Genomic DNA, 13,403 nt, shown 5'->3' on the forward strand with positions numbered 1-13,403 from the left:
ACTCTAACCGGGCAAAAGCTGGATTTAGAGTGCTTCTCTTTTATGAAACCCTTATATAATAGTGCGATCTCGCGCAGACTTAGAATACTTTAGTCGTCCAGGATTCACAATTCCATACATCAGTCACAACATCCTGATAGAACTCTGGTTCGTGACATATAATCAGGATACTGCCCTTGTACGCTTTCAACGCGCGTTTTAATTCATCCTTGGCTTCAACATCCAAGTGATTGGTAGGCTCGTCTAGTACAAGTAAATTAGTTTCCCGGTTAATTAGCTTACATAAGCGTACCTTTGCCTTTTCGCCCCCGCTCAACACATCAATCTTACTTTCGATATGCTTGGTTGTCAGTCCGCATTTTGCTAACGCGGCACGCACTTCAAATTGAGTGAATGACGGGAATTCCTGCCATGTTTCCTCAATACACGTATTAGGATTGCTTCCTTTCATCTCCTGTTCAAAATAACCGATATTCAGGTAATCACCCAAACGCACATCACCGGAGATTGGCTTAATTTGGCCTAAAATACTGCGCATTAAGGTTGTTTTACCAATACCGTTTGCACCTACTAAGGCGATTTTTTGTCCGCGCTCCATATACAAATCAAGCGGGCGGGACAATGGCTCGTCATAGCCGATAACCAAATCCTTTGCTTCCAAAATCACTTTGCCGGAAGCACGAGATTCCTTGAAGTTAAACTCTGGCTTTGGTTTTTCCTTCGCAAGCTCAATCACTTCCATCTTATCCAGCTTCTTCTGACGGGACATCGCCATATTACGCGTGGATACACGTGCCTTGTTACGTGCTACGAAATCCTTAAGCTCAGAGATTTCCTGCTGCTGACGTTTATAAGCAGATTCAAGCTGCGCCTTTTTCGCTTCATAGATTTGCATGAAGTTATCATAATCCCCGACATACCTGCCCAGCTCTTGGTTGGACATGTGATAAATCAGGTTAATAACGCTATTTAGGAATGGAATGTCATGCGAAATCAAAATAAAGGCATTTTCATACTCGTTTAAGTAGCGTTTTAACCATTCAATATGCTGCTCATCCAAATAGTTGGTAGGCTCGTCCAATAGAAGGATGTCTGGTTTCTCTAAAAGCAGTTTGGCAAGCAGAACCTTGGTACGTTGTCCACCGCTTAAATCTTGTACATCTCGTTCCAAACCAATGTCTTCCAGGCCCAGCCCGCGGGCAATCTCATCTATTTTAGCGTCAATCACATAAAAATCATTGTTAGTTAGCGTATCCTGAATGGTTCCCATATCTTCAAGCAGTTGCTCTAGCTCTTCTGGAGTCGCATCGGCCATTTTGTCACAGATAGCATTCATCTCAGCTTCCATGTCAAAAAGATATTGAAACGCTCCACGCAGCACATCGCGAATCGTCATGCCGCGTTGCAGCACGGCATGCTGATCCAAATAGCCCACGCGCACGTTTTTCGCCCATTCGATTTTCCCCTCATCCGGCTCCAGCTTTCCCGTGATAATGTTCATGAAGGTAGATTTTCCTTCGCCATTAGCACCGATTAAACCGATATGTTCCCCTTTTAATAAACGGAAGGAAACGTCATTAAAAATAGCACGGTCGCCAAAACCATGGCTTAGACCTTGTACGGTTAAAATACTCATGATTAACTCCTTTAGTTTTATGGTTGATTGTTTGCTTGCTGTATTAAAAAAAGAATGATTTCTTGCGTAATTGTCTTTCACCGATGATTTATTCAAATCTACATCTCTATGATTATATCGAAAATCGTGACAGAATGTAGGAAAAGTTTCAAGGTAAATTGATCTTTTTCTCGGAAACTACTGGAATGCAAAAACCCGGAGCACAAATCTCCGGGAAAGCGTAGCTTCCTTGCTTTATTTCACTTTTTTACTCGTTGCCCTTTACACCGGAATACTCTGAGCGAAGCAAAATACATTGTGAGGATCGTACTTCTTCTTTACCTGCTTTAAGCGGGCAAAATTGGTCCCATAATAGGCCTGTGGCCAATTTTTGATATGAAGATCGGGGAAATTCATGTAATCCCCAATGACATAAGGAATAAGTGCTTTTCGGAATCGATTGACCCATCGTATGCTAGCTGTCTGGAATGAGTTATCTCTCCATCTGGCCGAAAGCTCAAATATATATCTGGCCCCTCGATGAAAATAGGCGGTTTCCGAGGGCAGGACACGTCCAACAGCTCCCCCCAGGCTTTGACACCACACTGTCGAATGGCGATTTGGGGTGTTTGCCAAAAACTCCTGTAAAACCTTTATCCCTTTAATAGACAGATTTTTATATGCGTAGGCTCCTGTTATCTTAAATTTTGGCAATAAATTCTCGTCTGATTCGGCAAAGAACTTAACTGCCTTGATATAAGGGACCTGCCGCACTTTAACTTTTACCGGTGAACCCGTGCTTAGGAGAGGTTTTAGCAATCTTCTAAGCTCCTTTGCCGTTCCCAGTAATTGTCCTGTTGAAACGATTGTACCTACCTGCTTAGAAGACATTTCAATGGTAGATGTTAAGCGATTGGTTACACTTGGTGCCCAGTGTTGCCATTTATCAAATACCTCTGTAAAGTCCTGCCACTTCCATGTAATACTGTAGATCGATACGGATTGAATCGGACGAACCCGGAATATAAAGGAACTAGCAATGCCAAAATTGCCTCCTCCACCACCTTTGGAAGCCCACAGCAGATCAGCATGCTGGCTTGGAGTAGCCTTCAGCAGCTTTGCCCCTTTTTTCCCGGAAGCTACCACCATGTTGACTGCTTTCAAATGATCCAGTGTAAGTCCATATTGACGTGAGAGCAATCCAATTCCCCCACCTAATGTAAGTCCTGCCACGCCTACATCAGCCGCCGTGCCGGCAGGAATGGATACCCCTTTTTCCCATAACTTTTGATAGACCTCTGCTAACGGTGCACCAGTCTGTACGTAAGCAAGATTACGCTTGAGATCTACATGTATCTTGTTCATCTCACTTACGTCGATAATGATTCCGCCGGTAACGGCGGAAAACCCCTCATAGCTATGGCGACCACTGCGAATACGAATGGGCACCTTCCTTTCACGGGCCCACTTAACCGCATTAATGATATCCTTTGCACACTGACAAAACACAATTACTCTAGGAAACTTATTGAATCGACGATTATACTCTGCACGTGCCCGATTATAATCAGCATCCCCCGGGAAAACAATTCGTCCTGTTAGTTTGTTTTTTGCTGTATCCTTGTTTTTCGCTGTAATCTTTGTTTTTGTTTTTGTTTTCACCTTTGTTTTCGGTGTTTCCTTTGTGATAGCTATGTTTTTTGCTTTTATTATGAACCGTTCTTTAGCCGTTCTTATTTGTTTTGGTTCTAACATGTCATCCCCCTTCCTAGCCCCTGGCTGTCAGGCAGTTCCGACTTACCTCCTTATTTCTATGTGTTCATTCCATAGTTGGACACGGCATCTATCATAGCTGGAAAGGCCCTCTCTATAAAAAAACAGCCCGATTTATAATCGGACTGCTTTCCTAGTGCATCATATTTTAGGGCACTGATTTCATTTAGCTGGTTACGGTAGTACTTTTACAAAGGCACTGTCAACGTACGCGGTCTTACCCTGATAAGAGACTTGTAACCAGCCTTTTTGCGAACCTACGATCTCTAAAACGGTATTTTTCGGTACAGCTCCCATAATCTTAGAACCTGCCAGTGGCTTGGTGCGCAGGTTCAAAAAGTATGCCGTAACTCTAGCCTGCTTCTTGTCAGACGCAACTGCTTGTGCTGGCTCCAGCTTTTTGACAGGAGCCTCTACTGTTGGTTGTTTTGTTGGCTGAACAGGAGTAACCACTGTTTTTTCTGCTGGCGCTGTTGCTGCTGGTTCTTCCGCTTTTGCCGCAGGAGCTGGTTTTTCAGCTTCTTTTGCGGACTGACCCGTTGCAGATTCAGACGCCTTGCGAGCTTGATTTAGCTTTTGATAGAATTCACCTTTAGTTTTTACACCAGTAAATTGATCTGCTTTTACATTCGCTTTTTTCGCAAGCTCTGCGATTTCGGCTGGTGTAACAGCATCGTTTACATTAATAGAAGCGATGTTTGTGTACTTGCCATCTTTTGCGACTTCCATAATGCCGTCATTTAGAAGCTCTACCACATCTGCACGCGCTGGAGCTTTCGCATCGAAGCCGGTAACCTTCCAGTATTGCTCGTTGTTTGGCGTGTATACGCCTTTTTTCACTTCTTGCAGATATTTCATAGACAGGTTGCGGATGGTCCCGCCTGTCTCTCCGTACGCATCATTTTGCTTAGAAGACCAAAGCACGTCGAATTTGCGTCCTTCTAATGCTCCGCCTTTTGCTTGCAAAGCCTCCATACGGTAGGAGTTCATACCGATTTTAATTGTATCCTCTGGTTTGATTGCTGTTTCATCCATTCGGCGTAAATTAGTAATGCGTTCACCGGCTGGTTTTGATAAATCAATTTCATACTTCACGTTACCAAAAAAATCATTCGTGCTATATTTCGAGGCACGGCGCTTTTTATCAAAACTAGGGGTCACATCACCTGGGCGAGCTGTGTTAAAGTAGCCTGCTGCCCATTCCATATAATCCTTCAAATCTTTACCTGTAATTTTATAAACGGTAACCTCTCCGCCCGCATAGCGATAGCTATAGGCAATATCTTTTTTCTTGATCGGGCCAGCATCTAGCTTCACATCGTCATTATCAATTTGGTGGGCAACCACGTCCGCTTTGCTATAATATAGCATTACTTCATTAAAGAAGTTAGCCATTGGCGTCGCTTGTACTTGCACCTGTGGAATGCCTTTGATTTCGTCTCTCGGTACTAGATTGCCATCCTTTAATTCTGCAATGACGATGTTAGCATCAGCACGAGCGAATTCATGGAACGGCTGCAAGGTTTTTTCCAAATCAGCGTCAGATTTTACAAAAGTGCCATCCGCCGCCTTCACCGGGATGGCAGTTGCTTCTTTCTCTTTTAAAACCACTTTATCTCCCTGTTTGGTAAAGGAAAGATCGATGCGGGAGATGTGTGTTCCATATTTATCAGGTTCTGTGATTAAAACGCCATTAATGACTTCTTTTTTAACCAATTTGTGCATATGACCGGCAAAGATTGCGGTTAATTCCGGGTTAGCGTTCGCAATGTCCTCTACACCTGTACCAGGGATGCCATTTTCATTCTCAATCCCCATGTGCATAAGTCCAATCATGACATCTACTTTTCCTTTTAACTCGCTAACTGCTTTCTTTGTTTCCTCAACAGGATTCTTAACGATCAACCCGTTTAGATGGTCAGTGCCTTTTTCAAATTCTGCAATCATTGGCGTATTCATTCCGATAATTCCTATTTTAACGCCGTCTTTTTCGATGATTTTATAAGCAGGCATAAAGCGCTCGCCATTCTCTTTGTAGATGTTTCCTGCGAGCATCGTGCCTGTGAATTGGCTTCCGATTTTATCTAATACGTCTAAACCAAAATTGAATTCATGATTTCCGTATGCCCAAGCATCATAGCCCATTTCGTTTAAGGCTACCATCATTGGAGATTGCGGCTGATCATTAAATAGCTCCGCAGAGTTATCCTGAATAAGATCACCTGCGTCCAATAAAATGGTGTTTGGGTTTTCTTTTCTTACTTGTTTAATAATTGTAAATAATTGTGTCATGCTTCCAGTCAGATCAGGACCATCTAAGCCATAATCCCACGGCATGAATCGTCCGTGAATATCAGATGTGCCCAGTAGCGTGATGTTCACATCATTCCCCTTGCTCTCTGCAGCTTCTACAGGAGCAGGAGTTGCTACTCCGGTTGCAAGAAAGGAAAAACCAAGCATAGCTGTTAGGAAACCTTTGCAGGCTTTTTGAAGTAAGTGCATGTAGTATCTCCCTTTTATCAAATTGTGAAAAAATGTCCTAGTAGTAGACTACCGAAATATTAATAATGTTACAACTAAAAATGAGCAGGAAAAAATGAAGGTTTTTATTTCCAACAAATAAAACAAGCCTTACGCTTCCAAAAAACGTAGGGAGAGCCAAATTCAAGGCTTTCCCCACTCTTTCCTGCTGCATCAATTCTCTCTATTTGCCAGCTATGCCTTCTGACTATACTCGGTTACGCATGCGATAAATTCTTCCCCATATTTGTCCCACTTGGCTTCCCCCACACCCTTGATCGTGAGCATGGCAGCTTTATCAGTGGGAACAATTTCACTCATTTCCCGCAAGGTACTATCATGAAAAATAACATAAGGCGGCAATCCCTCTCGCTCGGCAATCGTTTTGCGCAACTGACGTAAGATATCAAACAATTGACTATCCTCCTGTCGCTTGATCGGCTTCGCGCGTTGCTTATGCCAGACCTGCTCTTCTCCTTTTAATACACGCACCGCTCTTTCCCCAAGCATAACCACCGGATATTGGCTTTCTGTTAAACTCATATAACCTTCCGCAATCAGCCACTGAATCATCTCTACTATCTCTTTTTCCGTGTAATCTTTCATTATGCCGTATGTAGGCAATGCCGAAAAACCGAATTGAAGCACCTTTTTATTAGAAGAGCCTCTCAGAACCTGTGCGACCATAACCGCTCCAAAACGTTCCTTCATTCGTTTCACACATGAAAAAATCTTCTGAGCCTCCACCGTAATATCTATTAATTCTGCGTCATCTGTACAATTTCCGCAGGTACCGCACTCTTTCGCATGGGGATCACCAAAATACTCCAAAATGTATTGCTGCAAGCAACGTGAGGTTCGGCAATAGTCACTCATTGCATATAATTTTTTGTAATCCTGCTCTTTTCTTTCATCCGTTTGTTCATTTTGTTCAATAAAATATTTCTGCGTTTGGATATCCTGTGCCTGGAACAGCAGGATGCATTCACTACGTTCTCCATCACGCCCTGCACGCCCGGCCTCCTGATAATAGGCCTCCAGATTTTTCGGCATATTGTAATGAATGACGTATCTAACATTGGACTTATCAATCCCCATTCCAAATGCATTCGTTGCAATCATGACATTTACATCATCAAATAGAAAAGCATCCTGATTGCTGATACGCTCAGCCTCGGATAGGCCTGCGTGATACTTACCTACACGATGCCCCTTTTGGCGTAAAAATTCATAGAGATTTTCCACTTCTTTGCGAGTAGAAGCATATATGATACCCGCCTGTCCATGATTTGCTGTCACGTAGTCAGAAACAAATGAGCGCCTATCTTCGCCTCTTCGTACAGACAGCATTAAATTGTCCCTGCCAAACCCGGTAACGAATACTCGACCTTCTTGCAATGCAAGGAGTCGGCAAATGTCCTCCTTTACCTCAGGGGTAGCCGTTGCGGTCAAAGCCACCACGATAGGCCGCGAACGTAATGACTGTACAAGGCTGGCAACCGCTAGATAGCTGGGGCGAAAATCATGTCCCCACTGCGAGACACAATGCGCTTCATCCACAGCTAATAACGATATTGGCATCTCCTGAATCATTTCGCGAAACTGTTCCGATTCAAGTCGCTCTGGAGCAATATAAACCAATTTGTACCTTCCCTGTCTAGCATCACTCATTCTCTCCTGCACCTCATGATAGGAAAGAGAGCTATTAATCTGCGTAGCAGGCACACCCATACTAACTAAGGCATCTACCTGATCCTTCATTAAAGAGATTAAGGGAGAGATTACGAGCGTAATTCCATCGAACAGTAAGGCGGGAATTTGATAACAGATGGATTTCCCTCCGCCTGTAGGCATGATTCCCAGCGTGTCGTGCCCGGTTAAAATACTTTCAATAATTTGTTGCTGTCCTTTTCGAAAGGCAGGATAGCCGTAATATTTTTGCAGAAGTTCCTCTGCCTGATGTAGATGCAGCATTATCATCACCACTTTTTTTGGCAGCTCCCGTTCATTTGCCACCATGTTTTTTTCTATTGTATCAAAACAAGATAGACAAAATTTTATCATGGGTCTGTTTCAAAAATATAGTTTGCGGGTAAAGAGATAAGTGACGTGTAGCCGCTCACTCACTATCTAGCTATGATACGATTATCCGAGTACATATCCTGTTTTTACAAAAAGGAGAATTAGGTAATGAGCATTCTCGTCGTGGATGACAATCCGATTAATCTCACCATCATTGAAAAGATATTAAACAGTGAGGGATATGCAGATATTAAGCTCCTGCATTCAGCCTGTGAGCTTTTTGACTATCTGCAAATAGATGCGCCACATAAAATCCACCGCAGTGTGGATCTCATCTTGCTTGATCTCATGATGCCAGAAATAGACGGCATTGAAGCCTGTCGCCGGATTCAGCAAGATGACGAATTAAAGCATATCCCGATTATTTTTGTTACAGCTATGGGTGACTCGTTTAAAATGGCAGAGGCTCTTAACGTAGGTGCAAATGATTATGTGATGAAGCCGATTAATAAAATTGAATTAATGGCGCGTATTCGTGTTGCTTTGCGTTTAAAGCACGAAAGCGACTGGCATCGAGAACGTGATAAGGTCATCCAAAGCGAGCTTCAGCTTGCCAAACAAGTACAGCGAAGCGTGTTAAGCCATCCAATCCATAATGAACGGATTCAGATTAGCGCTGCATATCTGCCTACCTTTGAACTAGCCGGAGATATGTATTCCTGGATACCTATTGATGAAAAGCGCTATGGCGTGATCCTATTAGATATGATGGGGCATGGAATTGCAGCTTCCTTGGTTTGTATGTATATTTCATCCGTTCTGCGTGATACCATTACGAAAATTACAGACCCAGAACAAGTCATTCGGGAATTAAACAGATACATGTATCAGTTAAACAGCACGGAGCGTTTCCTTCAATACTATTTCACCGCGATTTACCTAGTCATTGATACCGAAAAAAAGACTGTAGAATACGTCAATGCTGGACATCCAAAGGGAATTATGATCGTAGACGGTATATCGGTTCATTATTTGGATAAAGGCAGTTGTGCCGTCGGTTTCTTCTCGGAAATTGAGGTACAAAAAACGGTTATTGCGTACGAGAAGAGCATGCAAATGGTCTTATATACGGATGGTCTATTAGAAATGCTGGAAAATACCGTAGATGATGGGACAGAAATCATGAAGACAGCGCTTTTCAACCAACCCCTAACTCCTGAACAACTGGTAGAAAATATCCTACCTCCTGAAGCTAGGGAGCATCAGCATGATGATATGTGCCTGCTAATGATTCGTGCTAACGAATGAACTCCCTCCCAAGCATTTTTAAAAACACTTTTCTGATAAGAGTGACTTTTCTTGTTTATTCTCGTCATTATATTGGTTTCCATTTTAACATCCAAACAGAATCAACCCTGCCTAACAGCAAAAAAATCATTACTGCTGAACAAGCGAAAAAAGCCTTTGTCGCATCCCATCCAGTGAAGCTTAGCTATCTATGGCCATAATACGAGGATCAAATGGCACCTGCTCCTTTGTTAGTTTATCTCCTGAGTCAGCCGTCAGATATCTACTTCATTGATGCGCTGACAGGTAAGCCTCTAGAATAATTACATCGCATAATACCTCTTGATTCCTTTCAATAAAAAGCGAACCTTCCGTTATCCAGAAGGTTCGCTTTCCTTTATGCTTCTACTTGCATTTTTGATATATCCGGACTCCTTCAATCTCCTGATAATGGTTCATATCTTTTACAAAAGAAAGCGATTCCTTACTCCCTAAGCCAAAGAAGCCATTGGTAGATAAGCTCTCATCAAACAATTGGAAGACACGACTCTGTAGGTCTGTATTAAAGTAAATCAGGACATTCCGACAAATCACCACATGGAACTCGTTAAAAGAACAATCTGTGACTAAATTGTGTTGGGCAAAGGTTACGTTTTTTAAAATGGATTGGTTTAAAATTGCAAATTCCGAGTCAGTCGAATAATATTCACTAAAGGCTTTTTTGCCACCTGCCTGTATATAATTCCGGGTATAATTCTGCATCTTCTTTAAGGAAAAGGTCCCCTTTTCGGCCCGTTTCAACACTTCCTCATTCATATCTGTCGCATAGATTTTAGTCTTATGGCTCAGATTCTCTTCTTCGATTAGAATAGCCATGGAATATGCTTCTTCTCCTGTTGAACAGCCTGCATGCCAAATTCTAATTTCAGGAAGCTGGTGAAGAAAAGGGATTACCTTCTTACGAAAAACGTAGAAAAAGCTAGGATCACGAAACATTTCCGTTACATTAATGGAGAAATCATTCAGCAATTTATCCACAAATTTAGCATCATGAAGTACCTTCTCTAAAAGAGCGGTAACTGTGGGAATCCTGTCTTGCAGCATACGATTCCATATACGCCTTCTTATTGATGATCTGACATAATCACGATAATCAAAGCCATACATCCGATAAATTCCTTCTAAAAGAAGATCGATTTCAATACTTTCTCGTTCATCAATCTGGTATTCATTTGCCTCAGTCAAAGAAGTCATCGACCTGTCCTCCATCTATTTATTACACCTACTTCACCAACCAGACACGCATAACTGAAAGCAGTTGGCTCGTCTTTAATGGCTTACTGATGTAATCGGATGCTCCAGCCTTCAGACATTTTTCCCGGTCATATTTCATAGCCTTTGCGGTCAAGGCAATGATTGGCACATTTTTCATATCAGCTTTTTGGCGAATAGCCTGCATTGCTTCATATCCATCCATCTCTGGCATCATAATATCCATGAGTATGATATCCATGTGCTGAACATTGTCTAGTATTTCAAGACACTCTCTCCCGTTACTGGCGGCGATAACCTTAAATCCTTCTCGTTCAAGAGTAGTTGTGAGCGCAAAAACATTTCGATTGTCATCGTCCACAACCAAGACACGCTTACCCTTAAACAAGCTTGGTGCCTGCTGATTATACTTTTGTGCTTGTAAAGAAATCGCTTGATCCTGCTCTGCCATTACTTGACCCTGCTTCAAGGATATCTGTAAGTCCTCCGATTCAAATACAGGAGGCTGCGGGCTCTCTGCGTGAACCCCTTCCATATGAGCTACTGCCGTTTCCGTGTGAACGAAAAACAGCTCCTGTGTCATATCCTCCTGCATATTTGGAATATATAGCGTAAAGGTACTACCGCAACCCTCTTCACTGTCTAGGGTAATACAGCCACCTAACAGGCGTGCAAATTCTCGGCAAATGGATAATCCGAGACCTGTTCCCCCATACTTTCTGCTGGTTGCACCGTCTGCTTGATGGAAAGCTTCAAAGATATGTTCTCTCTTGTCCTCGGCTATGCCAATACCAGTATCCGTGACAGAAATCTCCAAATAGTAATCGGTATACTTCTCCTCCGGCATTATCAAATTGACCTGCAAAGGATCTGCCCTTCTGATTTGCAGAGTCACGGAGCCTTTTTCCGTAAATTTGAAGGCATTGGAAAGTAAATTCCGCAAGATTTGATGCAATCGTTGTTCATCCGTGTACATAATATCGGGCGCATCAGGATGCACTTCAATATGAAAATGAAGATTCTTCTGAGCCGCAACATGTGAAAAGTGGCTTTCCATAAACATCGGCAATTCACTGATATTTACCTCTTCAAAGACAACCTCCAGCTTGCCTGCCTCCACTTTGGAAAGATCTAAAATATCATTAATCAGGTTAAGTAAATCTGAACCAGAGGAATTGATAACACGTGCATATTCTTGCTCTTCCGCGGTAAGCGTCTCATTAAGATTCTCCGAGAGCATTTCTGAAAGGATTAAAATGCTATTTAGCGGAGTGCGTAGTTCATGTGACATATTAGCTAGAAATTCAGATTTGTATTGAGAGCTTTTCATTAGTGCTGCTGTCTGTTCCTCTAGCTCTATCTTTGTTTGCTCCAGCTCCCTAGCCTTCTCCTCTGCGTATTGCTTCTGCTCCTCTAGCCTTTCATTGATGCTAGTAAGCTCCTCTGTCTGCATCTGCAATTCTTCGGATTGTGTCTGCAGCTCTTCCGACTGAGCCTGCAATTCCTCTGTCATTGCTTGCGATTCTCGCAGGAGGCGCTCCACCTCTAAGCGATCGAAAATTCGATTAACAGTAGTCCCCAAGTGACTTGTGACATTTTCCAATAGCTGCATATGTAATTCGGAAAACGAACTAAGGGTAGCAATCTCGATCACAGCAACCGTTTCGTTCTCAAAGGTAACCGGAACAATCAAAATTTGTTTCGGAAAAGCTTCCCCTAAAGCAGACTTAATGGTCATGTACTGCTCAGGTATTTCCTTTAATGCGAGCATTCTCTTTTCCTGCGCGCATTGCCCCACTACACCTTCGCCGAAGCGAAAGCTGGCAGTTCCAACATCTTCCCCACTTGATGCAAATGAAGCAATCTTTCTAAATTCCTTGGCGTCCCCTTTCCCAAAAGCTAGATAAAAAGCACCGCAGGAGGCTTCAATAATCCAAGCGATTTTTGAAATGAATTCTTGTCCTAGAGATTCAAAATCCTGAATCCCCTGCGTTAAATTAGCCATATAAGCTTGTTGGGTCTTTACCCAGCTTTGCTCCGTTATCTTTTGATTAAATTCCTTTACCTTAGTCGTATGTTCCTCTAAAGAGGCAGCCATCTCGTTGAATGATTCACAAATGTTACCTATTTCATCATTTGTTAAAACAGATAGTCGCGGTACATTTTCAGCTTGTTTAAAATCAATTCCTGAGATTGTACTGGAGATATGACTAAGACTACGTGAGGTACTGCGTATAGCCCAGCTTGCAATTCCGATTCCTAATGCTAAACAAAGTACGACACTCAAAATGATGATGAGCAACATGCTATGGTAGGTTCTCACGGATTCTTCAGCAGCTTGATCCATTAGTTCCTGCTGGCGATTTTTAAATTCTTCCGTTAACTCCATCACATTTTTGCGAGTCTCTTCTTTTCCACCCACATACATGCCTCTGGCCATTTCCTTATTTCCGGCCTTAACATACGCTACAATCTGCTTTTGATAGGTGAGATAATCTGTATAGTGAACTTTAATTTGCGCTAACAATTGCTGTCCAGACTCTGAATTTATTTTAATGCCGATCACTGTCATTAAGGAGTTCGTATCTAGTATTTTCTGATTCATTTGTTCGATCTTTTGATTGATGAGCTGAATATTATTCTCTGTGATGATATAGCTAAGCTCTTGGTCTATACGAAAAAATTTGCTCTGTAAATCGTTCACCAGCTTGATTTTCACAGAACGGTCATTCGCTATCTCTTCAACGTTATTATTAATACTACTCATCGTAAAGATAACCAGGGAAGCTAAAATCAGTAATAAGAATAAAATAAAGCCGTAGCCAAGCAATTGTTTTCGGCGAAAAGTCATGTCTCTCCCATCCTTAGATAAAATATAAAGCAGAAAATACAGAATTCTTTTCTATTTACCCTA

7 protein-coding genes are annotated in these 13,403 nt (G+C 42.3%); 1 reads left to right on the top strand and 6 read right to left on the bottom strand.

Features of this window, described 5'->3' with window-relative positions:
• Window positions 1-79: 79 nt before the first annotated feature.
• The 4 genes from QZ995_RS04805 to recQ form a co-directional block, all read right to left on the bottom strand.
• Window positions 80-1,636, bottom strand: coding sequence for an ABC-F family ATP-binding cassette domain-containing protein (locus tag QZ995_RS04805; protein WP_301803780.1), 1,557 nt, complete (start codon window positions 1,634-1,636; stop codon window positions 80-82).
• Window positions 1,637-1,897: 261 nt separating this feature from the next.
• On the bottom strand, window positions 1,898-3,370 hold the full coding sequence (locus QZ995_RS04810; RefSeq protein ID WP_301803783.1) for an FAD-binding oxidoreductase: 1,473 nt from the start codon (window positions 3,368-3,370) through the stop codon (window positions 1,898-1,900).
• A 192-nt stretch (window positions 3,371-3,562) separates the two neighbouring features.
• A complete protein-coding gene (locus tag QZ995_RS04815) occupies window positions 3,563-5,890 on the bottom strand; it encodes a 5'-nucleotidase C-terminal domain-containing protein (RefSeq protein WP_437124714.1) in 2,328 nt (775 codons plus the stop codon).
• A gap of 213 nt (window positions 5,891-6,103) precedes the next feature.
• A complete protein-coding gene (gene recQ / locus QZ995_RS04820; protein ID WP_301803785.1) occupies window positions 6,104-7,882 on the bottom strand; it encodes a DNA helicase RecQ in 1,779 nt (592 codons plus the stop codon).
• A 216-nt stretch (window positions 7,883-8,098) separates the two neighbouring features.
• Between recQ and QZ995_RS04825 the strand changes: the two genes are divergently transcribed.
• Window positions 8,099-9,238: a PP2C family protein-serine/threonine phosphatase gene (locus QZ995_RS04825; protein ID WP_301803788.1), complete on the top strand. Its 1,140-nt coding sequence runs from the start codon at window positions 8,099-8,101 to the stop codon at window positions 9,236-9,238.
• Window positions 9,239-9,622: 384 nt separating this feature from the next.
• Here the strand turns inward: QZ995_RS04825 and QZ995_RS04830 are convergent, their stop codons facing one another.
• Window positions 9,623-10,471 carry a CheR family methyltransferase gene (locus QZ995_RS04830; RefSeq protein ID WP_301803790.1) on the bottom strand — a complete coding sequence of 283 codons (849 nt, stop codon included), beginning with the start codon at window positions 10,469-10,471 and terminating at the stop codon, window positions 9,623-9,625.
• 28 nt (window positions 10,472-10,499) lie between these two features.
• Window positions 10,500-13,340, bottom strand: coding sequence for a response regulator (locus tag QZ995_RS04835; protein WP_301803793.1), 2,841 nt, complete (start codon window positions 13,338-13,340; stop codon window positions 10,500-10,502).
• Window positions 13,341-13,403 lie beyond the last annotated feature (63 nt).

Source organism: Brevibacillus laterosporus (assembly GCF_030489605.1).
GTDB classification, from domain to species: Bacteria; Bacillota; Bacilli; order Brevibacillales; family Brevibacillaceae; genus Brevibacillus_B; species Brevibacillus_B laterosporus_E.